Source organism: Eubacterium coprostanoligenes (assembly GCF_900167205.1).
Lineage (GTDB): Bacteria > Bacillota > Clostridia > Oscillospirales > Acutalibacteraceae > Eubacterium_R > Eubacterium_R coprostanoligenes.
In genome coordinates this window covers 43154-68010 of sequence record NZ_FUWW01000005.1, presented here as the reverse complement: position 1 = coordinate 68010, position 24857 = coordinate 43154, and the positions used below count along the sequence as shown (strand labels likewise).

Annotated in this window: 22 protein-coding genes, 1 tRNA gene and 1 other annotated feature; of the genes, 4 read left to right on the top strand and 19 right to left on the bottom strand. The window is 39.1% G+C overall.

Annotated elements, in window-relative coordinates:
- Positions 1 to 6: 6 nt before the first annotated feature.
- Positions 7 to 261: a DUF6171 family protein gene (locus B5D29_RS03180; RefSeq protein ID WP_078768132.1), complete on the bottom strand. Its 255-nt coding sequence runs from the start codon at positions 259 to 261 to the stop codon at positions 7 to 9.
- A complete protein-coding gene (locus B5D29_RS03175; protein ID WP_078768131.1) occupies positions 261 to 1748 on the bottom strand; it encodes an alpha-N-arabinofuranosidase in 1488 nt (495 codons plus the stop codon). The genes B5D29_RS03180 and B5D29_RS03175 overlap by 1 nt, the downstream gene beginning before the upstream one ends.
- Positions 1749 to 1868: 120 nt before the next feature.
- Here B5D29_RS03175 and B5D29_RS03170 point away from each other — a divergent pair, with 120 nt between their 5' ends.
- Positions 1869 to 2942, top strand: coding sequence for a M24 family metallopeptidase (locus B5D29_RS03170; RefSeq protein WP_078768130.1), 1074 nt, complete (start codon positions 1869 to 1871; stop codon positions 2940 to 2942).
- Between the two features lie 339 nt (positions 2943 to 3281).
- Positions 3282 to 5096, top strand: coding sequence for a glutamine--fructose-6-phosphate transaminase (isomerizing) (gene glmS, locus B5D29_RS03165; RefSeq protein ID WP_078768129.1), 1815 nt, complete (start codon positions 3282 to 3284; stop codon positions 5094 to 5096).
- 166 nt (positions 5097 to 5262) lie between these two features.
- Here the strand turns inward: glmS and B5D29_RS08675 are convergent, their stop codons facing one another.
- From B5D29_RS08675 to B5D29_RS03120, 9 genes are all read right to left on the bottom strand, one after another.
- Positions 5263 to 7239 (bottom strand): leucine-rich repeat domain-containing protein, encoded by a 1977-nt coding sequence (locus B5D29_RS08675; RefSeq protein ID WP_078768128.1) that lies wholly within the window; start codon positions 7237 to 7239, stop codon positions 5263 to 5265.
- A 135-nt stretch (positions 7240 to 7374) separates the two neighbouring features.
- A complete protein-coding gene (locus B5D29_RS03155; protein ID WP_078768185.1) occupies positions 7375 to 8826 on the bottom strand; it encodes an alanine/glycine:cation symporter family protein in 1452 nt (483 codons plus the stop codon).
- 116 nt (positions 8827 to 8942) lie between these two features.
- The gene (locus tag B5D29_RS03150) at positions 8943 to 9599 is read right to left on the bottom strand and encodes a sigma-70 family RNA polymerase sigma factor (RefSeq protein WP_078768127.1); all 657 of its coding nucleotides are present in this window, start codon (positions 9597 to 9599) and stop codon (positions 8943 to 8945) included.
- The gene (gene spoIIAB, locus B5D29_RS03145) at positions 9593 to 10030 is read right to left on the bottom strand and encodes an anti-sigma F factor (protein ID WP_078768126.1); all 438 of its coding nucleotides are present in this window, start codon (positions 10028 to 10030) and stop codon (positions 9593 to 9595) included. Before spoIIAB ends, B5D29_RS03150 begins: the two co-directional genes overlap by 7 nt.
- Positions 10031 to 10041: 11 nt before the next feature.
- Positions 10042 to 10353, bottom strand: a complete 312-nt coding sequence (locus tag B5D29_RS03140) for an STAS domain-containing protein (RefSeq protein WP_078768125.1) — start codon at positions 10351 to 10353, stop codon at positions 10042 to 10044.
- A 90-nt stretch (positions 10354 to 10443) separates the two neighbouring features.
- Positions 10444 to 11526 (bottom strand): bifunctional folylpolyglutamate synthase/dihydrofolate synthase, encoded by a 1083-nt coding sequence (locus tag B5D29_RS03135; protein WP_078768124.1) that lies wholly within the window; start codon positions 11524 to 11526, stop codon positions 10444 to 10446.
- Positions 11523 to 14228: a valine--tRNA ligase gene (locus B5D29_RS03130; RefSeq protein ID WP_078768123.1), complete on the bottom strand. Its 2706-nt coding sequence runs from the start codon at positions 14226 to 14228 to the stop codon at positions 11523 to 11525. The genes B5D29_RS03135 and B5D29_RS03130 overlap by 4 nt, the downstream gene beginning before the upstream one ends.
- A 37-nt stretch (positions 14229 to 14265) precedes the next feature.
- Positions 14266 to 14477 (bottom strand) — a binding site (T-box leader).
- A gap of 43 nt (positions 14478 to 14520) precedes the next feature.
- Positions 14521 to 15216: a type 1 glutamine amidotransferase gene (locus B5D29_RS03125; protein WP_078768122.1), complete on the bottom strand. Its 696-nt coding sequence runs from the start codon at positions 15214 to 15216 to the stop codon at positions 14521 to 14523.
- Positions 15207 to 16499 (bottom strand): MurT ligase domain-containing protein, encoded by a 1293-nt coding sequence (locus B5D29_RS03120; RefSeq protein WP_078768121.1) that lies wholly within the window; start codon positions 16497 to 16499, stop codon positions 15207 to 15209. The genes B5D29_RS03125 and B5D29_RS03120 overlap by 10 nt, the downstream gene beginning before the upstream one ends.
- Positions 16500 to 16567: 68 nt before the next feature.
- Here B5D29_RS03120 and B5D29_RS03115 point away from each other — a divergent pair, with 68 nt between their 5' ends.
- Together B5D29_RS03115 and mnmL are read left to right on the top strand one after the other, a co-directional pair.
- On the top strand, positions 16568 to 17335 hold the full coding sequence (locus tag B5D29_RS03115) for an inositol monophosphatase family protein (RefSeq protein WP_078768120.1): 768 nt from the start codon (positions 16568 to 16570) through the stop codon (positions 17333 to 17335).
- Positions 17313 to 18188 carry a tRNA modification radical SAM protein MnmL/YtqA gene (gene mnmL, locus B5D29_RS03110; RefSeq protein WP_078768119.1) on the top strand — a complete coding sequence of 292 codons (876 nt, stop codon included), beginning with the start codon at positions 17313 to 17315 and terminating at the stop codon, positions 18186 to 18188. The genes B5D29_RS03115 and mnmL overlap by 23 nt, the downstream gene beginning before the upstream one ends.
- 66 nt (positions 18189 to 18254) lie before the next feature.
- Here the strand turns inward: mnmL and B5D29_RS03105 are convergent.
- The 8 genes from B5D29_RS03105 to ispF all read right to left on the bottom strand — a co-directional run bounded on the left by B5D29_RS03105 (position 18255) and on the right by ispF (position 24856).
- A tRNA-Leu gene (locus tag B5D29_RS03105) sits at positions 18255 to 18339 on the bottom strand.
- A gap of 57 nt (positions 18340 to 18396) precedes the next feature.
- Positions 18397 to 19101 (bottom strand): sigma-70 family RNA polymerase sigma factor, encoded by a 705-nt coding sequence (locus tag B5D29_RS03100; RefSeq protein WP_078768118.1) that lies wholly within the window; start codon positions 19099 to 19101, stop codon positions 18397 to 18399.
- 9 nt (positions 19102 to 19110) lie between these two features.
- Positions 19111 to 19962, bottom strand: coding sequence for a sigma-E processing peptidase SpoIIGA (locus B5D29_RS03095; RefSeq protein WP_278286412.1), 852 nt, complete (start codon positions 19960 to 19962; stop codon positions 19111 to 19113).
- A gap of 7 nt (positions 19963 to 19969) precedes the next feature.
- The gene (locus tag B5D29_RS03090; protein WP_078768116.1) at positions 19970 to 20527 is read right to left on the bottom strand and encodes a peptidylprolyl isomerase; all 558 of its coding nucleotides are present in this window, start codon (positions 20525 to 20527) and stop codon (positions 19970 to 19972) included.
- Positions 20527 to 22221, bottom strand: a complete 1695-nt coding sequence (locus tag B5D29_RS03085) for a glycoside hydrolase family 2 protein (RefSeq protein WP_078768115.1) — start codon at positions 22219 to 22221, stop codon at positions 20527 to 20529. Before B5D29_RS03085 ends, B5D29_RS03090 begins: the two co-directional genes overlap by 1 nt.
- Positions 22221 to 23912 carry an ABC transporter ATP-binding protein gene (locus B5D29_RS03080; protein ID WP_078768114.1) on the bottom strand — a complete coding sequence of 564 codons (1692 nt, stop codon included), beginning with the start codon at positions 23910 to 23912 and terminating at the stop codon, positions 22221 to 22223. Before B5D29_RS03080 ends, B5D29_RS03085 begins: the two co-directional genes overlap by 1 nt.
- A 4-nt stretch (positions 23913 to 23916) precedes the next feature.
- Positions 23917 to 24369 (bottom strand): S24/S26 family peptidase, encoded by a 453-nt coding sequence (locus B5D29_RS03075; protein WP_159443385.1) that lies wholly within the window; start codon positions 24367 to 24369, stop codon positions 23917 to 23919.
- A 13-nt stretch (positions 24370 to 24382) separates the two neighbouring features.
- Positions 24383 to 24856, bottom strand: a complete 474-nt coding sequence (gene ispF / locus B5D29_RS03070) for a 2-C-methyl-D-erythritol 2,4-cyclodiphosphate synthase (RefSeq protein ID WP_078768112.1) — start codon at positions 24854 to 24856, stop codon at positions 24383 to 24385.
- Between the last annotated feature and the right edge of the window lies 1 nt (position 24857).

Here is a 24857-nt window from a genome sequence, read left to right as displayed (position 1 = left end):
CTCGTTTCACCATTTTTTATCATCAAAATTCGGACAATTCTTGTTTTTCAAAATTGCACGAACCTCTACATAACAACCGCATTTCAGGCACATACCCGAAATCAAGTTGTCGCATTTTTTACACATTGACAAGCGATGACTATATACCTCATCGTTCACCTTTTCCGAAGCGTCTATTGTTTTGATATAATCCTGAATTTGATTATATGTCACATTTTGACCCGCTTCAAAAAGCAAACATCTTTTGCAATTATTATCCATCACTTGTTAATAACAAATTTTACGACACTGCAAGCAGGAATTATTGCCGTAAAGCCATCCTTAAGTTTTCTGAAATCAGTAAACGGAACGGTTTTTACATTCTCGGTTTCCTCAAAATCATTCTTTTCGTGGCATTCGCCCGTAAGAATTTCAGCAGTTATACTTTCAACCTTTGTATCGGCAACCTGACACTTGATTTTTGCAGACTTTGTTGATGAATTGTTTGTAATTGTTGAATAAACAGTTCCGTTTTCATCAACAGAAGCAGATTCACAAAGCTGTGGAAAATCTTTTTTATCATTTACAGAATTGAGCATAGGAGTAGTGATATATGAGCCGAGAAGAGTATTCTCCTGATGCTCTTTGTACATCTTGAAAACATAATAAGTAGGCGTTTTAATCATTTTTTCACCGTCTGTAAGAATAACAGACTGAAGTACATTAACGGTTTGAGCAATATTAGCCATCATAATTCTATCGGCATGCTTGTTGAAAATATTGAGAGTAAGACCTGCAACAATAGCGTCACGCATAGTGTTTTGCTGATACAAAAATCCGGGATTTGTTCCCTCCTCAACATCATACCAAGTGCCCCACTCATCAACGATGAGCTTAACCCATTTTTCAGGATTTACGCTATCCATAACTGCAAGGTGATTTGTGATAAGTTCTTCCATCTTATAAGCCTTGCAAATAGTTGAATCATATTCGTTTTTGTCAAAAACAGTAGCAGAGCCTTTGTGCCCCCAATCGCCTGTCGGAACGGTATAATAATGCAGTGCAATGCCGTTTGCATTATGCTTAACTTTATCCATAACCTCTCTTGTCCATTTATAATCGCAAGAGTTTGGTCCGCACGCAATTCGGCTGATATGCTTCTTTGAATCATAATCACGGCAATAGGTATTATAACGCTTAAAAAGGCAACCGTAATATTCAGGGTCCATATTTCCGCCGCAGCCCCACGATTCGTTGCCAACGCCAAAATATTTGAGATTGAACGGCTTTTCGCTTCCGTTCTTTCTGCGTAGTTCTGCCATCGGAGAAACACCGTCAAATGTCATATATTCAATCCATTCACTCATCTCCTGAACAGAGCCCGAGCCGACATTGCCGTTGACATATGTATCACAGCCAAGTTGACGACAAAGTTCAAAATACTCGTGAGTACCAAAAGAGTTATCCTCAACAACACCGCCCCAATGTGTGTTAATCATTTTCTTTCTCTGTGATTTGTCACCGATTCCGTCTTTCCAGTGATATTCATCCGCAAAACAGCCACCCGGCCAACGAAGAACTGGTATTCCCATTTCTTTAAGAGCATTTACAACGTCGCATCTCATACCGTTTACATTTGGGATTTTTGAATTTTCACCGACAAAAATGCCCTCATAAATACATCTGCCGAGATGTTCGGAAAAATGACCGTACAAATCTTTATTGATTTTTGCAATTTTTTGGTTTGGGTTAATAAGATACTTTTCCATATACTTCTCCTTAAGACTAATAATAATAAATTAGCATATTAAAAATATAAAGTCAATAAATTGACATAAAATCTTTTAAGTTTTATAATACAAATATCACATATTTTATGAGGTGAAAAAATGCAAAATATCGAAAAATGCGTAAACATACTCAAAAGAAAGGGAGCAGATGCACTTGTTCTCTTAGATGAAGCAAATATGCACTACCTGTGCGGATTTTCTCCGAGCGAAGGAATAGTTATTGTGCTCAAGAACGGTGACGCATTTCATCTTGTTGATTCAAGATACACAGAAACTGCCGAAAATCATGCAAAGAAAACAGGACTTAAAGTTATTGAGTTCAAATCAAGCTATTATGAAGAACTTGCAAAAATCATAAATAACAGCAAGTCGGAGATCATTGTGTACGAAAGCGACACAATTTCTCTCAAAGCATTTGAAAATATAAAGAAGCACTGCAAAAATGCTCAAATGATTGAACTCGGCGACCTGCTTATGAGAGAACGAAACAGAAAAGATGCCGAAGAAATCGTTATGATGAAAAAGGCAAATCAAATTGCAGAAAAGGCATTTATAGAGCTTCTCAACCATGTTAAGCCGGGCAAGACAGAAAAAGAACTTGCGGCATATTTTGACTATCTTATGGCAAAAGAAGGCTCTGACGGAGTGAGTTTTGACACAATTTTGCTTGCGGGTGAAAGAACTTCTATGCCTCATGGAATTCCGAGTGAAAACACAATCAAAAGCGGTGAGTTTGTGCTGTTTGACTTTGGCGCAACCTACCAAGGCTACCACAGTGATATGACAAGAACCGTTGCAGTAGGCAGTGCAAGTGACGAGATGAAAGAAATGTACGAGCTTGTCCTCAACGCACAACTTGCAGGCATAAAGGCACTCAATGCAGGCGTTAAATGTGCCGATGTTTACAAGGCGGCTTATGATGTCCTTAACGAAAAGAATATGGCACAATATTTCAGACACGGTTTAGGTCACGGCTTGGGAATAGAAATCCACGAGGGATTCAACGCTTCACCGAGAAGCAAAGACACTTATGAAGTAGGTAATGTTACATCAATTGAACCCGGAATTTACATTCCGGGCAAGTTTGGAATACGAATTGAAGATGTTTGCTATCTTGCTCCGAGAGGCAGAGAAAATCTTTCTAATGTTACCAAATCATTAATAATTCTATAAACAAACTGTTAATTCGGTTGACATTTACATTTCTTTGTGGTAAATAGTATTTATCCGCAAGGATGTACCTTGAAAATTTAATGCGTGATAATTTTGCACTTAATTATTGATGATATAAAGCTGTCGGCTGTAATTTCGGCCACAGTTAGCGCCTGAACCCTATGGGTTGACGAGGAAAAGAGTTATCGAAATATTCGGCGGATGCTCTTTCGTACGCTTTGGTGCGTAGAAAAAGGCAAAAACTTCGGCAACGAAGCAACAAATCCTTTTTCACAAAGCAATATTAAGTATAAAATTTTGATTTAATCATACAGTTATAATAAGAAATGAGGAATGATTATGTGTGGAATTATCGGATACACAGGATATACAGACGCAAGAGGTAAATTAATCAAAGGGCTTAAAACCCTGGAATACAGAGGCTACGACAGTGCAGGAATTGCTGTTTTCAACGACACGCTCAACGAGGTTATCGTTGCAAAATGCGAGGGCAGAGTTGAAAGGCTTGATGAAAAATCAAAAGACATCAAGGGCAACACGGGCATTGGGCACACAAGATGGGCAACGCACGGCGGTGTGAGTGATTCAAACTCTCATCCGCACAAATTCGGCAATGTAACACTTGTGCACAACGGAATTATTGAGAATTACGCTTCAATAAAGAACCAACTCGGTATTGCAGGAAAGCTAAAAAGCCAGACGGACAGCGAAGTTGTTGCCGCTTTGATTGACAATTACTATCACATTGGCAGTGACCCGAGCGAAGCTATTATCAAGGCGGTCAGAGAAATCAAGGGCACATTTGCACTTGGAATTATGTTTGATGACATTCCCAATGTGATATATGCTGTCAGAAATGTCAGCCCTATTGTGTGCTGTGTGAATGATGACGGTGCATACATTGCGTCCGACATCACAGCTATCGGCGAATACAGCAAGGAATACTTTGTTTTGCCTGAACTGACTATTGCAGAAATCAGCAAAAACGGTATTGAAGTAAGGGATTTTCAGGACAACAAGGTTGATGTGAAGATGCTTGAGCTTGATTGGGACATCAACAATTCAAGCAAAAAGCACTATCCGTTTTATATGGAAAAAGAAATCAGCGAGCAACCGGAAGTTATTGAAAAAACAATCCGTTCAAGAATTAAAGACGGATTGCCTGATTTTTCGGCTGACGGGGTTGACGACAGCATTTTTACGGAATGTGAAAACATCACGGTTATCGCCTGTGGCACGGCTATGCACGCAGGGCTTATCGGCAAACATTTGATTGAAAAGGCCTGTGCTGTTCCTGTAAATGTTTATATGGCGAGCGAATATATGTATTGCGACCCGATTGTAAGCGACAAAACGCTTGTTATCTGCGTTTCGCAAAGCGGTGAAACAATAGACACCCTTGAAGCGTTGAAATACGCAAAATCAAAGGGAGCAAAAACACTTTCGATTGTCAATGTCAAAGGTTCATCAATAGCAATGACGAGCGACAATGTCATTTACACAAATGCCGGCCCTGAAATTGCTGTTGCATCAACAAAGGCGTACACAACTCAAGTTGCGGTGTTCTATTTGATTACTGCAAAAACCGCGCTTTTGCGTGGTTGCTTCAACGAGGACGAAACAAAAAGTTTTGTAAACGAACTTGAAAAAATTCCGCAAGCCGTTGACGACATACTTCAACGCAAGGACGAAATTCATCATCTGTCGCAATCTTTGCTCACTGCGGAGCACACATTTATGATTGGCAGAGGACTTGACTACCCTGCTCTGCTTGAAGCGTCATTGAAGCTAAAGGAAATCAGCTACATTCATTCGGAAGCATTTGCATCGGGCGAATTGAAGCATGGCACAATTGCGTTAATAATCAAAAAAACTCCTGTTATAGCTCTGCTTACACAAGAAAAATTGATGTCAAAGCAAATCTCGAACATAAGAGAGGTTGAGTCACGAGGAGCAACGGTTATCAGCTTTGTAAAAGACGGACTTCAGACAAAAGACATCAATCCTGATTTTATTTTGCCAAATCTCAATGACGACTTTATGGCAATACCGGCTGTTGTTGCAATGCAACTGCTTGCATATTATGTTTCGGCTGACAAGGGACTTGATGTCGACAAACCGAGAAACCTGGCAAAAGTTGTTACAGTAGAATAAAATTATCTGCAAAATCACGCATTAAACAAGGCACAAAAAAGCAACACGGTTCTTTTGAACTATGTCGCTTTTTCTTTTATATTGGTGCACCGCTTACTTTTATAACCCTTCAGTCGCATATAAAGTGCGACAGCTCCCCTTACAAGTAAGAGGAGCCTTAATAGGTTTATTTTGTTTTTACAGACTTAATCTTTGACCACTTGCCGTAAACCTTTTTGCCATTAGCTAATTTATATGCTCTTACACGAACATAATATTTTTTCTTTGACTTAAGTTTTTTAACAGTCTTTTTCTTTGCATTTTTCTTGTTAACCTTTACAGACTTCTTGTTCTTCTTAAACTTCTTGTCTGTGGCAACCTGAACCTCATATCCATCTACATTCTTTGCAGGCTTCCATGTTACAACAACAGCCTTTTGCTTTGCCTGTGGCTTGTTTGCAACAACTGTTGCCGGCTTCTTTATTGTGCTTGGTGCAGGAGTTGTTTCGTTTGGCTTTGTTTCAGGCTTCTTGTCGTCATCCTTTTTGTCTGTTTCTTCAGGAGCAGGTACAGGAACGAAGCCTCCGCCTCCGCCACCTGTTGATCCACCTGTTGTGCCTCCTGTTGAACCACCTGTTTCAGGTGGATCCGGAAGTAAGTAATTGTAATGAATTTCTGCATTTAACAAATCATCATTATAAGAGCCAATTGAAATCTTTTTCCACTGCTCTTCTGAACCTGAATAATAAACATCTTTTAAACTACTGCAACCCCCAAATGCATAGTTCCCAATTGTTGTTACACTATTTGGAATTTTCACACTTGTTAAACTACTGCAATAAATAAATGCAAACTCGCCAATTGTTGTAACACTATTTGGAATTGTCACACTTGTTAAACTTCTGCAATCATAAAATGCCCACTCTCCAATTGTTGTAACACTGTTTGGTATAGTATATTCTGTTCTTTGATTACCTGCCGGATATTGAATTAATATTGAATTATCCTTATTAAAAAACACTCCATCCTTTGATGAATAATTTGAATTGCCGGAAGCAACATCAATACTTGTTAAACTACTGCAACCCGAAAATGCACAAACTCCAATTGTTGTTACACTGTTTGGTATTGTCACACTTGTTAAACTTCTGCAATCATAAAATGCTTCACTTCCAATTGTTGTTACACTGTTTGGTATTGTTATGCTTGTTAAGCTACTGCAATCACAAAATGCACTATCTCCAATTGTTGTTACACTGTTTGGTATTGTATATTCTGTTCTTTGATTACCTGCCGGATATTGAATCAATTTTGACTTGTTTTTGTCAAAAAACACTCCATCTTCTGATGAATAATTTAAATTGTCGGAAGCAACATCAATACTTGTTAAACTTTTGCAATCTTTAAATACCCACTCTCCAATTGTTGTAACACTGTCCGGAATTGTCACACTTGTTAAATTACTGCAACAATAAAATGCATATTCACCAATTGTCGTTACACTGTTTGGAATTGTCACACTTATTAAACTAAAGCACAATTGAAATGCATAATTTCCAATTGTTGTTACACTGTTTGGAATTGTCACACTTGTTAAACTACTGCAACCATTAAATGCGCTATCTCCAATTTTTGTTACACTGTTTGGTATTGTCACACTTGTCAAACTACTGCAATCAAAAAATGCACACTCTACAATTGTTGTTACACTGTCTGGTATTGTCACACTTGTTAAGCTACTGCAATCAGAAAACGCACGCTTTCCAATTGTTGTTACACTGTCCGGAATTTTCACACTTGTTAAGCTACTGCAATGTGAAAATGCACTCCATCCAATTGTCGTTACACTGTTTGGAATTGTTATGCTTGTTAAACTTCTGCAATCTTCAAATGCACACTCTCCAATTGTTGTTACACCGGTTTCTATTTTTACCGTCAAAATGTCTTCGCAGTATTCATCCCAAGATGCATCGCCATTATAATTATACATTGCACCTGTACCGGAAATCGTGAGAGTGTTTGTTGTTATATCATAAGACCAATAAACATTGTCACCGCATTTGCCGGAAGTTGCGGATTCTTCTGCATAAGCACTCAGGTTAACTCCGGATATAATGCTAAAAAGCATTACAAACGACATTAATAAACTAATAACTTTTTTCATTGTTAAAGTCCCCTTTAAAATAAAATTATAACATAGTCTATTAAATTTACTATATCATACTAATATCTAAAAAGCAAGAACTATAAGCATAAGAAAAAGACGACTTACACTAAAGCCGTCTTTGTTATATGCTATTTACTTATTTTGCCTTGCGATGTCTTTTATGTCCTCGTGGTTTTTCTTTTTGAAATAATCACGGGTTTCTTTGCCGACAACTCCGGAGAGGGCAAAGAGTGCAATAAGGTTTGGAAAAGCCATAAGGCCGTTGAATATATCGGCAATGTTCCAAACAGCGGCAACTGTGAGGTACGGGCCGATGAATACGCAAGCGATGTACAAAATTCTATAAGGAATAATGAGTTTTTTGCTGCCTGTGAGGTATTCAAGGCAACGCTCGCTGTAATAGTTCCAACCGAGAATAGTTGTGAACGCAAAGAATGCAAGGCAAATCATAAGAACGAATGCCGAGAAGTTTGCGTTCCACGGAAGACCTGTTTTCCACGCTTCGGTTGTGATTTTTACGCCCTCAAATTCACCGACAATGAACTTGTCCTGTGCACCTGTAACGAGAATTGAAAAACCTGTGAGAGTACAAATTACGATTGTGTCGATAAATGTACCTGTCATTGTAACAAGACCCTGACGAACCGTGTCATCTGTCTTTGCGGCAGCTGTTGCGATAGGAGCGGAACCGAGACCTGCTTCGTTTGAAAAGATACCTCTGCCTATACCCTTTTGCATAGCAACCTTAATTGTTATACCGGTGAGAGCACCGATAACAGGCTCCGGAGCAAAAGCGGATTTGCATACCAAAACAACCGTTGAAGGAATATTCTTGATATGAGTAATAACGATTATCAATGCAAAGAGCACATAAATGATTGCCATAAACGGAACGATAATCTGCGAAACTTTGGCAATTCTCTTGATACCGCCGAGGACAACAAGAGCTGTGCAAACGGTAACAATGATACCGCCGATAACGACTGCCCAAGAATAGCTGTATTCACCGATTGAAAAGGCAATGTGCTCTCTGTGAGGGTCAAAGAAATTTTGAATAGCGGAAGTAATACCATTGATTTGAGTAAAAGTACCAATACCCATAAGACCTACAAAGATACCGAAAAATGCAAAAAGCTTTGCAAGCCATTTCCATTTTTTGCCCATACCTTTTTCTATGTAATAGAAAGGTCCGCCGATATAGTGACCGTCTTCTTTTTTCTCTCTGTACTTAATAGCAAGAAAGCCCTCGGAATACTTGGTTGCCATACCGAAAAATGCGGCTAAAATCATCCACAAAAGTGCGCCCGGACCGCCGAGGCAAATAGCCGTTGCAACGCCTACGATGTTACCTGTGCCGATAGTTGCGGAAAGTGCTGTACAAAGTGCCGCAAATGATGATACTTCACCTTCGCCGTTTTCTTCATTTTTAACCATAAATTTGAGCGCTTTGCCAAGATGTTTAACCTGTACAAAGCCTGTTCTGACTGTGAGCCACACACCGGCACACAAAATGATAATGATGAGAGGCCATCCCCACACCCATCCGTCGACCTTTTCAACAAGGTCATTGAATGACAACGCCATATTAATATTTTGCATATGTTCTCCCTTCGAAAAAATATAATATAATGATTTATTATACCATAAATGAAAAACAAATGCAAATTATTTTTTAATATTCAATATATAATTTATGAATATTATTCAAGTCTTGTTCTTAATTTTGCAAGGAGCTGTTTTTCTCGGCGAGATACCTGCACCTGTGATATTCCCAAAAGTTTGGCTGATTCGCACTGCGTTTTGCCCTCATAAAACCTATATTTTATCAATAAAAGTTCATCATTTGACAAATCCTTGATTGCGTGATGAACAGATAATCTGTCAAACAACTTGTCCGTATCATCAACAGGAATGTCGATTGTTTCGTCGCCGTCCTCTGTTGTGCAACTCAAAGAAACAACGGGGTTGATTACATTAAGCACCTCGGACAATTCTTCCGTTTCTATTCCGCAAAGTTCGGATAATTCGCTGAGAGTCGGCTCTCGAAGTTCTTTTTTGATGAACTTTTCTCTGATAGCCTGCACCTTGATAGATTTTTCTTTCAACGAGCGAGAAACTTTGACAGCTCCGCCGTCACGAAAAAGACGCCGAATTTCGCCCATTATGACGGGAACGGCATAGGTAGAGAACAGAAAGCCCTTTGATTCATCAAAATTATCAACCGCTTTGATAAGACCTACACAGCCTGCCTGATACAAATCGTCATATTCCTCTCCTCTGCCCTTAAATCGTTTGGCAATAGAATGAACAAGCCCGATATTGTCCTCAATCATTTCATTTCTGTTTTTTGTTACCATTTTGTACGACCGCTGATTTTTTTAGTTAAAACAACCGTTGTGCCGATTCCGAGTGATGAAGTGACGCTGACTCTGTCGCAAAACGACTGCATTACAGTGAAGCCAAGCCCTGCTCTGTCACTTCCGCCTGTGGTGTAAAGCGGTGTCATTGCTTCGCTGACATCGGCAATACCTCTGCCCTTGTCCTTGATTTTAATTTTTATCACATCGTTTTCTAAAAGCTGACCTGTTATGTAAATCTTTCCGCAAGTGTCGGCATAGCCGTGAACTATTGAATTGGTAACGGCTTCGGACACGGCGGTTTTTAAATCGGTGATTTCCTCGATTGTCGGGTCAAGAGCAGACGCAAAGGCAGTAACCACTACCCTGCAAAAACTCTCGTTTACGCTTTTGCTGTCAACAGTCAACTTAAATTCGTTTTTTATTTTCATCCTTTTTCTCCTTATATTTCCTTAATGATTGCAATTGAGCCAAGTCCCGCAAGCTCCATAAGTTTTTTGGTTTGCTTTGTGACATTGCGGATTTCGAGGCTTGCGTGAAAATTCATCAACAACCTATATCTTCCCATAACAAGACCGATTCCGCTGGAATCCATAAAGGTCACATTCTTAAAATCCAAAATAAGATGATGTGGTTTGATGAAACTCAATGCGTTGTCAATCTTGTCCCGAATATCAACAGCGGTGTGATGGTCGATTTCGCCGTATAAATATGCAATTACAAGATTTCCGCTTGATTCGATTGTTACATTCATACTTATCCCCCAAATCTAAAATAAAAAAATACCAATCCGTTAACATAGTAACAGATCGGTATAGCATATTTTGTAAAAATATAGAAGCGGTTAAATTAAATTTCTGACTTCTCTTGCAAGATAAAACGAACCACAAACGAGTTTGAAGTTTTCGTCCTGCTTTGCGAGTGCAACGGCTTCATTTGAACTGTCAACGGCAACAACATCTTTGCAATATTTTTGAGCAAGATGCTTCAACTTCTCGGCAGGCATTGAACGAGGATTGCCGGGTGTTGTTGTGATAATTCTGTTCAAATGCGGAGCAATGATTGACAAATATCCGTCAACATCCTTGTCTTTCATCATACCGATAACAGCTGTGACTTTGCCGTTTGGAAGATACGGTTCAAGAGCCTGTGCGCCGTTTTTATTATGAGCTCCGTCAAGCATAACATTGCCGATATATTCCTGTCTTGCAGGCAACTGAGCACATTGTTCCACGGTTGGAACACCTAATAACTCAAGCACAGCATTTGCGGTTGCAAGGTTATTTTTCTTGAAATTGCCCTGTTCTTTAATCTTAACAAGTTTTTTGCATTTGCCATCAAAAACATGTTCAACATTTGGGTTAGGATACAAAAAACAAGTGGAATTTTTGCGAAGAATTCCGCTTTTTTCTTCTGCAATCTGCTCAACAGTATCGCCCAAAAACGCAGTGTGGTCGAGCGAAATTGAAGTTATAACGGAAATATTCGACTGTTCAACATTTGTGCTGTCTCCCTTGCCGCCCATTCCGCATTCGACAACCGCATAATCCACCTTGATGTCGGCAAAATATTTGTACATAATTGCAGTCAAGAATTCAAATTCCGTGCAATTGTTGTCCTTGTATTTATCTACATAAGAAGCAAATTCTTCCTCGGAAATAAATTCGTTATTGATTTGGATTTGTTCTCGATAATCATCAATCCAAGGAGATGAAAAAAGCCCAACTTTGTGGCCTGAATCAATCAAAGCATTATTGATTGTTTTGGCAACAGTGCCCTTGCCGTTTGTGCCTGCAATGTGAATAATCTTTATATCGTTTTGCGGATTACCCATAGTTTCAAGCAAATTTATAATACGAGTAAGCCCCGGCATAATGCCGAGGCTTTGTTTACCCAATATGAAGTTTAGTGCTTCGTTATAAATCATTGCTGTGCGATTTCCTCGATTGACTTTTTAATCTGTGCAATCTTTTCTTCAAGTTTTGCAGCGTCATCCTTGTTTTGCTGAACTACCTTTTCAGGTGCTTTGTTTACAAATCCGGGGTTGTTGAGCTTCTTGTTTATGAACTCAAGTTTATCTTCTGCTGTTGCAAGTTCTTTTTCAAGGCGCTTCTTTTCTGCTTCAAAGTCTACCAAATCACCGAGAGGAATGTAAACTCTTGCATCATCGGTGATGATAGTTACAACATTGCCGAGATCTCCGAATGATTCGTTAACTTCAACCTCGTTTGCATATGCAAGGCGCTTTACAAAGTCAACACCGTTTGAGAATGTGGCAATATTTGAAGTTTCAATAAACACCTTTGACTTCTTTGAAGGAGGAATGTTCATCTCTGCTCTGCGGTTACGAATTGCACGAATGGAAGCCATAATCTTTTCCATTTCTGTTTCGTCAGCCTCAAATGTAAGCGACTCATCAAACTTGCACCACTCCGATACCATAATAGACTCTGCATCATGTGGAATAGCCTGATAAATTTCCTCTGTAATAAACGGCATAAACGGATGGAGAAGCTTCAAGATATAGGTAAGAACAAACACCAATACAGCCTTTACGTCATCCTTTGCACTTTCGTCATCGCCCTGAAGTCTAATCTTTGCAATTTCGATATACCAATCGCAGAAAACATCCCAAATAAAATCATAGAGCTTTTGAACTGCAATACCAAGCTCGTACTTATCAAGATTTTCTGTAACCTCTTTTGCAAGAGAATTAGCCTTTGAAACAATCCACTTATCCTCAATAAGAAGATTTTGAGGAAGTCCGTTGTACTTGAAATCATCACCAAGATACATAAGAACAAATCTTGCTGCGTTCCAAAGCTTGTTTGCAAAGTTACGGGAAGCCATAACCTTGTCATCGGAGAAACGCATATCATTTCCCGGTGAGTTGCCTGTTGCAAGAGTGAAGCGGAGTGCATCTGCACCGTACTTATCAATAATTTCGAGTGGGTCAATACCGTTTCCGAGTGATTTTGACATCTTTCTGCCCTGTGCATCACGAACAAGACCATGGATGAGAACTGTGTCAAACGGTGCTTTATCTGTGTATGCAAGTCCGGAGAAAATCATTCTTGAAACCCAGAAACCGATAATGTCATAACCTGTAACAAGAGTGTTTGTTGGATAATAATGCTTCAAATCCTCTGTTTCATCAGGCCAGCCAAGAGTTGAAAACGGCCACAATGCTGATGAGAACCAAGTATCAAGTGTGTCAGGGTCTTGTTTAATATTCTTGCTGCCGCACTTTGTACATTCGCAAAGATCTTCCTTTGAAACCATAGTAGCACCACAATCATCGCAGTACCACGCAGGAATTCTGTGACCCCACCAAAGCTGACGGGAAATGCACCAATCTCTTGTGCCACGCATCCAGCTCATATAGTTTTTCTTAAATCTTTCAGGAACGAACTTGATGTCGCCGTTTTCAACAGCATCAATTGCAGGACCTGCGAGAGGGTCCATCTTTACAAACCACTGCTTTGAAACCATCGGCTCAATTGTTGAATGGCAACGATAGCAAGTGCCGACATCGTGCTTGAGTGGCTCAATTTCCTTGATATAACCGCCTGCTTCAAGATCGGCAATAATTGCCTTTCTTGCTTCAAGAGTTGTCATACCTGCATATTTGCCACAATCAAGAACTTCAGGTTCATTCTGTGTTGCTCTGCCTGAAGCAAAGATTTCATCGGCAACAGCCTTGTCTTTTGCGCCTGTCATATGTCCGTCATATGTGAAAGTACGAACGATAGGGAGATTATGACGAAGACCTACTTCAAAGTCGTTAGGGTCGTGAGCAGGAGTAATCTTTACAACACCTGTACCTTTTGTCATATCCGCATGTTCATCGCATACGATAGGAATTTCCTTATTAAGAAGCGGAAGAATAACATGGCAACCGTGAAGATGTGCGTATCGTGGGTCGTCACCGTTGATAGCTACAGCTGTATCGCCAAGCATAGTTTCGGGTCTTGTGGTAGCAAGTTCAAGTTTTTCGCCTGTTTCCTTAACTGTGTAAAGAAGATGCCAGAAATTACCCTCTTTTTCCTCATATTCAACCTCGGCATCCGAAATCGAAGTGTTGCAATGAGGACACCAGTTTACCATTCTGTTGCCACGATAAATCAAATCTTTGTCATAAAGGCCAACGAAAACCTCACGAACAGCCTTTGAGCAACCCTCGTCAAGAGTGAAACGCTCTCTGTCCCAGTCGCAAGATGAGCCCATTTTCTTGAGCTGTTCAATGATTCTGCCACCGTATTGCTTTTTCCAATCCCAAGCACGCTCAAGGAACTTATCTCTGCCCAAATCCTCTTTGGTGATGCCCTCTTCACGCATTTTTTCAACAATCTTTGCTTCTGTTGCGATTGAAGCGTGGTCTGTGCCCGGAAGCCAAAGGGTGTCGTAGCCTGCCATTCTGTGATAACGAATAAGAATATCTTGAAGTGTGTTATCAAGGGCATGTCCCATATGGAGCTGACCTGTGATATTTGGAGGCGGAATTACTATTGTGTAAGTTTTCTTGCCTTCTTCTCTTTTTGCATGGAAGTATTTGTTTTTGCACCAAAAGTCATAGGTGCGATCCTCAACTTCAGAAGGATTATACTGCTTTGCAAGTTCTTTTGCCATTTTTTCATCTCCTATAAAAAATAAAAAACGCCTCAAAATATGAGGCGAATAAATCCGTGGTACCACTCAAATTGCACAGTGTAGCGACTGTGCCACTCATTTCCTTAACGCAGAAATACGGATAGAACTACTGCTACTTCATCCTATCGGCTCATAAGCTACCTTCACACCGTCTGCCTGCTGACTTGCACCAACCGTCAACTCTCTGAAAAACAATCGGGTGTTACTCCTCTTAATCACTGCCTTTCAATATTGATAGTATCTTACCAAAAGCGAGGCATTTTGTCAAGTGCTATGTAAATCTTGAAACAAGAGAATTATGACACAAATTCTCAAGTTCGTCATCAATGTTGGGTAATTCGTTTACCTGCAATGCTCTTTTTATTATTTCATCGGCAAGCATAGGATTTTTAGGCAAAACAGGACCGTGTGCATAAGTACCAAAAGTGTTTTTATATAGTACTCCCTCCGTACTGTCCTCGCCATTATTTCCAAAGCCTGAAATCACACGACCAAGCGGACAAAGTTCATTTGCAATATATGTTTTTCCGCTATGATTTTCAAATCCAACAATTTTGCCAAACGGCGACTCAAACACAACATTGCCAATCAGTCTTTGCTTTGCACCCTCTGTAAAAAACGGCAAAGCTCCCGACAGTTCAATAACCTGTGCAGAGGCTGTTTTGTAATATTCACCCAACAGCTGATAGCCACCGCAAATTGCAAGAACGGTTTTTCCCGAATGAATATAATAGGACAGTTCCTCCGCTTTTCTGCGAACATCTCGTCTGACAATTGACATTTCCTTGTCCTGCCCACCGCCAATGAACAAAATATCAAAATCGGGTATTCGCTCTCCCATCCCAACATTGATGACATCAACCTTGTAATTGCGTGCTTCGAGCCGTTTTTTTAGGCAAATCACATTGCCCTTGTCGCCGTACAAATTCATTTCTTCAGGATACAAGTGAAGAATCTTTACTGCCAAAATTCATCACCGCCAAAATTTTCTATCAACAAATGCCTCAAATTCATCATAGCTGTATAGGTTGAAAAAATCACAAAATCCGTGTTTCCGTTTTTGATTAAAGCAATCAGTTTTGAATAGTCCTCGCCATCAATTACAGTCGGTACAATTCCGTCATATTTTAGGCGAAGTGCCATATCATATGCCCGCTTGCCGACAGTATAATTTTTTCTTGATTTCACAGCTGAAAAATCAACATCCCATATCCAGCTGACATCCTTGCCGTCTGCATCATTATCATTGAGCGCAAACACGCTTTCAAATTCACCAAAACGACCAAAAGCATAGTTTATGCAATTTGAAAAGCCAACAGGATTTTTCACAAGCATAACCGTGATTTTTCTGTTATCACAATAAAAGTTCTCCATTCTGCCAAACGAACCGCCAAACGATTGAAGCGGTAAATAATTAAGATGTAATAAATTAAGCACAGACGAAGCGGACAAAAAATTATATACATTATATATACCACCGAGTGCAAGAGTTATACTTTTTCCATCAAGAATAAACGAAGAGCCGTGCACATCGGTTGCGCACAAATCGGGAGTGACCCTTTTATACTTACAATTCGGGCAACAAAAATCACCAAGCTGTGCATACATAACGCTATTGTATTTTAGTCTTGAACTGCAACACGGACAAAACGGCGAATCAGACGGAACATTGCCTTTGCCGTTACCGTTTACACCAAAAGACACAACATCATTTTTGCAATGGAATTTAAGCGAATATGTAAGCGGACAATCCGCATTAAGAACAATAGTTGCATTTGGCGAATTTTCTATTCCCTGCTTGATTTTATCAAAAGTCGTGTTAACCTCGGCGTATCTGTCGAGCTGGTCACGAAAAATATTTGTTACAACAATTATCTTGGCATTGATAGAATTTGTAATTAACGGCAGGCTGTTTTCATCACATTCAAGAACCGCATATCTGCATTTTGGTTTGCCGAATAAATTTGAATTTTTAATAAATGCAGTTGCAACACCGCCGAGCATATTGGCACCGCTTTTGTTGATAAAACACGGAATATTATTGTTTTTCATTCCGTGTTCAATCATTGCACAGGTTGTTGTTTTTCCGTTTGTTCCCGTAACGCAAATGCAGTAAACACCTCTTGAAAGATGAAAAAGTATTCCGGGCTTTAGTTTAAGTGCTAATTTTCCGGGTAGAGAGGTAGCTCCCTTGCCTGTTATATTCAATATTTTTATTAAAATCTTGGACAGCAAAAGTATAATGAACATACTAAATTATATTGAAATAAAAATTAAATATGATATAATCAATTTATATTCAACACGGAGATGATATTATGTTAAATCAAATTATTGAAATAGTTAAAAAAGCAGGAGAAATATACCGCAGTGCAGGCGACGACCTTGGTATTTGTGAAAAAAGTTCAAGCGTTGACCTCGTTACAAAATATGACAAAAAAATTCAGGACTTTTTATATACAGAACTCAAAAAGGTTCTTCCCGATGCACAGCTTTTTGGTGAGGAAGGTGACGGAAACAAGGAACTTACTGACGGCTACTGTTTCATCATTGACCCTATTGACGGCACAACAAATTTTATAAAAGGCTTTCAGCACAGTGCAATCAGCGTTGGTCTTGCAAAGGACAAAGAGTTGATCATCGGCGTTGTACTCGACCCTGATTTGAATAACCTCTACTATGCCGAAAAAGGCAAAGGTGCATTTCTCAACGGCAAGCCAATCCATGTCAGCGATTGTAATATTGAAAAAAGTCTTGTACTTTTCGGAACTTGCCCATACGAACACGAACTTGCACACAAAACATTCAAACTTACAGAAGATGTATTTTATAAAGCTATTGAAGTCAGACGAGGCGGTTCGGCAGCACTTGACATCTGCTATATTGCAGCGGGAAAAGCCGATTTGTATTATGAGCTTATTATTCGCCCTTGGGATTGGGCGGGTGCAACTCTGATTTTGCACGAAGCAGGCGGAATTTGCACACAGGTGAACGGTGACGAATTAAGCCTTAACAAGATTACATCCTATGTTTGCGGAAACGAAAAGAACCTGAAAGAATTTTATGAAATATACAACGCTCAATAATTATCTCAAAGAACGATTTGGCGAAAAGGTATATAAAATCGCACTAAACGGAGGTTTCACCTGTCCGAATCGTAACGGTTCAATCGACACAAGAGGATGTATATTTTGTTCAAAAGGCGGAAGCGGTGATTTTGCCGAAAGTCCCGACCTGACAATTACAGAGCAAATTGAGAATGGCAAAAAGCGACTTGAAAAGAAAATCAAAAACGGCAAATATATTGCATATTTTCAGGCATTCACCAATACCTACGCTTCTGTTGAACGATTAAGGACGATATACGAAGAAGCAATCAATAACCCCGACATTGTTGCACTTTCAATCGGTACAAGACCCGATTGCCTTGGAGATGATGTTCTCGCATTGCTTGATGAACTCAACAAAATCAAACCGATATTTGTTGAACTTGGGCTACAAACAATCAACGAAGATACAGCAAAATACATCCGTAGAGGCTACACACTTGAAGTTTACGACAAAGCAGTTGCAGACTTGCACAAAATCGGCATAAATGTGGTTACTCACATCATTTTAGGCTTACCAAACGAAAGCAAGGAAGATATGCTGAATAGCGTTAAATATGCGTGCAAGGTCACTGACGGAATAAAGCTTCAACTGCTTCACATTCTCAAAGGCACAGACCTTGCAAAATATTATGAGCAAGGCAAATTTGAGGTGCTGACATTGGAACAGTACACAGAGATAATAAAGGAATGTGTACAAATCATCCCTGAAAATGTGGTTATCCACCGCCTGACAGGTGACGGAGCAAAAAAAGACCTGATTGCCCCCCTCTGGTCAGCAGATAAAAAAACAGTGCTCAACACAATAAATCAAGCACTGAAAGATGAATAACAAAATAAGAATAGCTTGTTCAAAAACAAGTTAAAATAAAGCCCACTCGAATGAGTGGGTTTTTATTGGTGCACCTGACAGGAATCGAACCTGCACATCTCTCGATACTAGATCCTAAATCTAGCGCGTCTGCCAGTTCCGCCACAGGTGCAACTGCCCGAATATAATAACACGCAAGGTAACAAAAGTCAAGGACATATTTGTTCGCTCAACTGATTTTTTGTGCCTTGTCAAACTCCTTGCGGAGATTTGAAATTATGCGTTTTTCAAGGCGGGATATGTATGATTGAGAGATTGAAAGTTCATCCGCCAATTGCTTTTGAGTGAGGGCTTTGTAGCCGTTCAAACCAAATCGCCTGTTCATTATGTCTTTTTCTTTTTCGGGCAGGTTTGAAACGATTTTGCGGAGCAATTTCTTTTCGTCCTCGTACTCAATGTTTTGGCTGATTTCGTCAGGTTCTGTGCCGAGTACATCACGAAGTGTCATCTCATTGCCGTCCCAGTCCGTGCTCAACGGTTCATCAAACGACAATTCGATTTTTGAATTTCCTGTTTTTCGCAGATACATAAGAATTTCGTTTTCGATACAGCGAGAAGCATAGGTAGCAAGTTTGATATTTTTTGTGTAATCAAAAGTGTTGACCGCTTTCATCAAACCGATTGTTCCGATAGAAACCAAATCTTCGGTTGTGGCAGTTGGACACTCGTACTTGCGTGCAATATACACCACAAGTCGAAGATTGTGCACAACCAACAAATCCTTGTGTTCGTCATTTCCGTCGGCAAGTTCAAGCATAATTTTTTGCTCTTCTTCCCTTTTCAGCGGAGGCGGTAAAACATCGGGACCGTTTATATAATGACAAAACTGCTTTGGAAAAAATCTCAAAAGCAAACGCAAAAAAATATTTTTCATAAAAGCACCTCAAATTGAAAGAATATCATAATTTAAAATTGCGGAGTAATTCTCATCTTTTACATCATTGCTCAAGGCTATATATGCATTTTCAATTACTTCCTCCCCTTTGGTTGATTTGAGAATGATTTTGTCAGGCTTAAAAGCGGTCAAAAATCCAACGCCGTTAACTGTTGTGACAGGAACGAGCCTTGTATTTTTTCCGTCTGCGGAAATTTTTGAAGAATCAACAATAATCACGGGAGCATTTGAGAAAGGTTCACGGAGTTTGTTGCCTGTATCTAAAAAAGCGAGCAAATCGGTCGATGTTCCGTTGTTTTCTATTGTTAAAAAATAGATTTCTTTTTTTGACAGTGTACGATTATACAATCTGATAATCACACTTGAAACAACATACGCAAATGCTGTGCAAACAATAATTGTTGACGATGAAACATCAAAATACAAAACATCATTATTGACTGCAATAAATTTAAGTTTGAACAAATAACAGGCACACATCACGATGCCTAACAGCAAAAAGTTACCAAAATAGAACACTGCAACTTGCTTCAAAAAAACAACAACGCCTTTATATCCAAAGGACACAAACACCATTACAAAAGATACAAGCAGTTTTGTAATTGCAAGGACTAACGCAGGCACATCATCGCAAAATATAATCAACGAATAAACAGCACCGATTGCGGAAGCAATAATTATTCTAATTAATTTCGGCTTGCGTTTTGAGAACAGACAGGTGATTTGCAAAAGGAAGAACGACACAAAAAAGTTCAGTGCTAAAAGTATATCAACATAAACAACAATAAAAATACCCCCTTTGCATACATTATAAAATGCAAAGAGAGTATAATTTGTCAAAATATGATTAGTCGATAATTTCGATTGTGTCAATCACAACATCAAATACAGGCTTGTCGTTCATTCCTGTTTTGGTTGCTGCAATGTCCTCAAGAACATCCTCGCCGTCAGTAATCATACCGAAAACTGTGTGATGGAAGTCGAGCCAAGGAGTACCGCCCTTTTCTTTATAAGTGTCGATAACCTCACGAGGGAAGCCGTTATCCTGCAAATCTTCCATTTGAGCAAGAAGTTGAGGGTCAACATTCTTTGCCTGAACGATAAAGAATTGTGAGCCGTTTGTATTTGGACCTGCATTGGCCATTGAAAGTGCGCCGTAATAATTGCGTGCATCAAGTGAAAATTCATCTTCAAAGTTCTTGCCCCAGATTGATTCACCGCCCATACCTGTACCGGTTGGGTCACCGCCCTGAATCATAAAGTCTTTGATTACTCTGTGGAAAATAAGTCCGTCATAATAGCCGTTCTTTGCATGAGTAGCAAAGTTTTCTACTGTCTTTGGTGCTACCTCAGGCATAAGGTCGAACGACATATCACCTTTGTTTGTTTTGATAATTGCTTTCATTATAATTTAACCCTTTCGTTAATTGATTTTAGTACTTCGGTGTCAATCTTTTGCACCTTTCTGTCATAAGTGAAAAGACCGTTGAGTTCATCCTCAACATCTGTGACCTGTGTATATACAGTTGCAGACAAGCCGTCTTTGATTTGAGGAATAATCGTTTTTTCAAACAAGTTTTTATATGCTTTTGTAATCCCTTGTTTCGAATTAAATATCTTATAACCAAACATCTTATTATTAAAGGTATGACCCTTAACTCTGGTGCTCAATCCACCGAACTCCGTTAAGCACCACGGTTTATTGCCCGAATGAACTTTAATCGGAGTGAAATAAATATGCTTTGAAATAACATCGGTTTGACCCCTATCGTGCCAACCTGATGCAGAATCTACAATTCGAGTGCTGTCCATAGCTTTGACGAGAGTATAAGCATAATTGCTGTCGAACTGTCCCCATCCTTCGTTGAAAGGAACCCACATAGCAATGCACGGACAATTATAAAGAACGGCAATCATTTCTTCAAGTTCTTTATAATAAAGTTTGCGTGCTTCAAGGCTTGTGCGCTTAAAGGTCTTATAATTTGAATCATCAAGATTGATGCCGACAAACGGAATGGCACTGACTTCAAGTCCGTAATTTCCGCCACCGTTAATCATATCCTGCCAAACGATAATACCGTTTACATCACAGTAGTGATACCAAAGCATCGGCTCGATTTTTATATGTTTGCGGAGCATATTGAACCCAAGATTTTTGATTGATTTCACATCAAACTTCATAGCTTCATTTGACGGAGGAGTAAGCAATCCGTCAGGATAATAACCCTGGTCAAGCAAGCCGTTCATAAAATACGGCTTATTATTAAGCATAAGTCGAGGCATACCGTTGTCGTCAGTTCCGACAGAGAATTTGCGCATACCGAAATATGAGCGAACCTCGTCATTCTTATACTTAAACACAACATCATAAAGAAACGGATTTTCGGGTGACCATTCTTTTACATTTTCAAGTTTAACAACGGTATCTGTTGTGTCGGCAATCAACTTGTCGCCGTCATAGATGAGCTTTTGAACAGTGATATTCCCATCCGCTTCAAACATGACAGTTTGATTATCCAAATCAGGAGTTATACGAACATTGGGGATATATTCATCCGGTGTACTTTCAAGCCAAACAGTTTGCCAAATTCCGCTTTGTGCAGAATACCAAATACCGCCTCTGTTAGTTTTTTGCTTTCCTCTTGAATACTCGTTTTTTTCTGTTAAATCACGAACAACAACATTCAAAGTATTATGCTCTTGAATAAGATGAGAAACTTCAAAACTAAACGGAGTATAGCCACCATGATGAACGCCGACAAATCTACCGTTTAAATACACCTTGGCAATTTGGTCGACAGCACCAAAATGAACGAACACTTTGCCTTTATTAAAATCGTCAGGCAAGTCAAATTTTTTATTATAAATCAGATATTCATTTGATTTGAGCATTCTGTTAACGCCCGAAAGTGGTGTTTCAGGAGAAAACGGAACAACTATATCATATGAAAACTTTGACGGGATTTCCTCGCTTTCACAAAATTCGCACTGCCAAATGCCATTAAGGTTCAAATAGCTGTCACGCTTAAACTGCGGACGGGGATATTCCGAAAGAGGACAATTTTTATTCAAGTCCTCTCCCCATTTTGTCATCAACATTATTTTTCCTCCACAACAATCTTGCCGTCAACAATTTGAATATGCTTGTTGCAAATTTCAAGGGCGGCAGTCTTATGAGAAACAATGATACAGGTTTTGTCCTGCATTTCTTTTAAATTCTTTAAGAAGCGAAGTTCAGTTGCTTCGTCAAGAGCAGAAGTTGCCTCATCAAGGAGCATAATTGGCGATTTTGAAAGAATAGAACGAGCAATAGCAAGTCGCTGAAGCTGACCTTCCGAAAGTCCTATTCCCCTTTCACCGATAACGGTTTCAAGTCCGTCAGGCAAATCATACACAAACTGATCGGAACAAGAAATCTTAACAGCCTTTTCAATTTCTTCATCGGTTGCATTTGAATTAATGAACTTAAGGTTGTCCTTAATTGTACCTGACAAAAGGAAATTACCCTGCGGAACATATGAAAACAGCTTTCTTGTATGGCAGTCAACAGGAATTTCTTTGCCATTGACATCAAGCGTTATCGTACCGTTATCAACATTGAACACGCCCAAAAGGAGCTTCAAAAGAGTTGATTTGCCGATACCTGAAATACCCATAATAGCAACGAAATCGCCCTTATTCACGGTTAAAGAAGTATCGTCAAGAATTACATCTCTGTCATAGCCAAAGGTTATATCTTTAAATTCAATGGAATTAAGATTTTCGTATGTACTCTTAACATCAATGTCCTGATTATTCTTTTCAAACTCATCTTTAATATTATCAAGTTCAATAATTCTCTCTGCAGATGCAAGAAGAGCAAAATATTTTGGAAGCATACCTGAAAGAGATGAAAACGGATACTGAATTTGATTTACAAGTTGAAGCATAGCAACAAGGTTGCCATAATCCAAACCATTAAGTAATCTATATGAACCATAAGCAAGTGCAAATACATAACCCAAATTGAAAGTTGTATTAATACCGGCATTTGCAAAAATACCAAACATACGACGCTTCATCTTTGTTTTATAGTTGATTTCCATAAGTTCATCAGCTTCACCTGACACTTTTTCCTCAACATTAAATGATTTAACAACAAGCAATGAAGTGAGAATTTCCTGAATAAACGAACGAACTCTGCCTTCCGATTCTTGTACATTTTTGTGAAGTTTTTTTAATATTTTTCTGAATAAAAAGCTAAACGCAAAAACAAGAATACCGCCGACTAAAAATACAAGCGTGAACACCTTATCCAATGCAACAAGATAAATAAATGCACACACCAATCTTACAACAAAATTAACTATATTTGGTAAAATCGTTGTAAAGCCATCTGAAATTGTTGTGACATCGCTTGTCATTCTGTTTTGAATTTCACCGGTGTGATACTTTGTTACACCCTGATAATCTTTTTTTAAAACGACATCAAGAATATGCTTTCTGAGTGTAACCTCTATTCGAGCCTTACAGCGTTCTGTAAAACTTCTTGAAACAAGGGTCAACAGAAGTTGAACCATTGTAAGCACCAAAAAGCAAACAGCAAAATATATAACTCTGTCAAACGAATGTTCTTTTGTGGCAGCGTTTACAATATTTTTTGAAAAATCGGCATATACAATTGAAAGAATGGCATTTATAGCATTTGAGAAAATCAAAATGAATACATGCCAACGCTCCTTATGAAAAGTATGCCACATCCATTTTACAGTTTCAAAATCTGATTTTGAAAATTTACGATTCTGTTCCAATATATCAGTACCTCTTTAAAATTCTTCTTTCGACAAAACTAACACAACGATTAACAAACATAAAAACCGGTCTGATAGGAAACAAAGCAACCCAAATTCGAGAGTAAAGCTTATACCATTTTGTTTTGTTGCAATCTACATATTTTTTACCCTTGCGAAAATATCCAACAAGCACACCGCAAATCATATCATCTGTCACATATTCTTTGTCCTTAAGATTATCGCCGACAATCACATAATGATCATCATGAACCTCAATAATTCTGTGCATAACATATCTGCCGGATTTAAGCTGATAAACCGGGACATCATATTTTTTCAATCTGCCTGTCGGTTTAACAACAATGATATTATCCCTATTTTGATGAATAATAGGCATCATTGAAGTTCCTCTTGTAAGGCCTGTGTACTTGCCTGTTTTATCAAGTATTTCTTTAATTGAAGTGAATTCTTCCATATTTTCTACCCTTTTACTCATTATTTAATAGGACAACAGCGTGAGCTGAAATTCCCTCTTTTCTACCTGTAAATCCAAGTTGTTCCTCGGTTGTTGCCTTTACGCTTACCTGTGAAACATCAATTCCGCAAGCTTTTGCAATATTTTCTCTCATAGACAAAATGTGTGGCTTCATTTTTGGTTGCTGTGCAATAAGAGTTGAGTCGATATTTTCAATAAAATATCCCTCATCATTCACTCTTTTTACAACAGCTTCAAGAAGCACAAGCGAATCTGCACCCTTCCACTTTTCATCTGTATCGGGAAACATTCCGCCGATATCGCCCAAAGCAGCCGCTCCCAATATCGCATCGGAAATTGCATGAAGCAAAACATCGGCATCACTATGACCCAAAAGTCCAAATTCATACGGAATATCTACTCCGCCGACAATTAGCTTCCTGCCCTCAACGAGTTTATGAACATCATAACCGTGACCAATACGCATA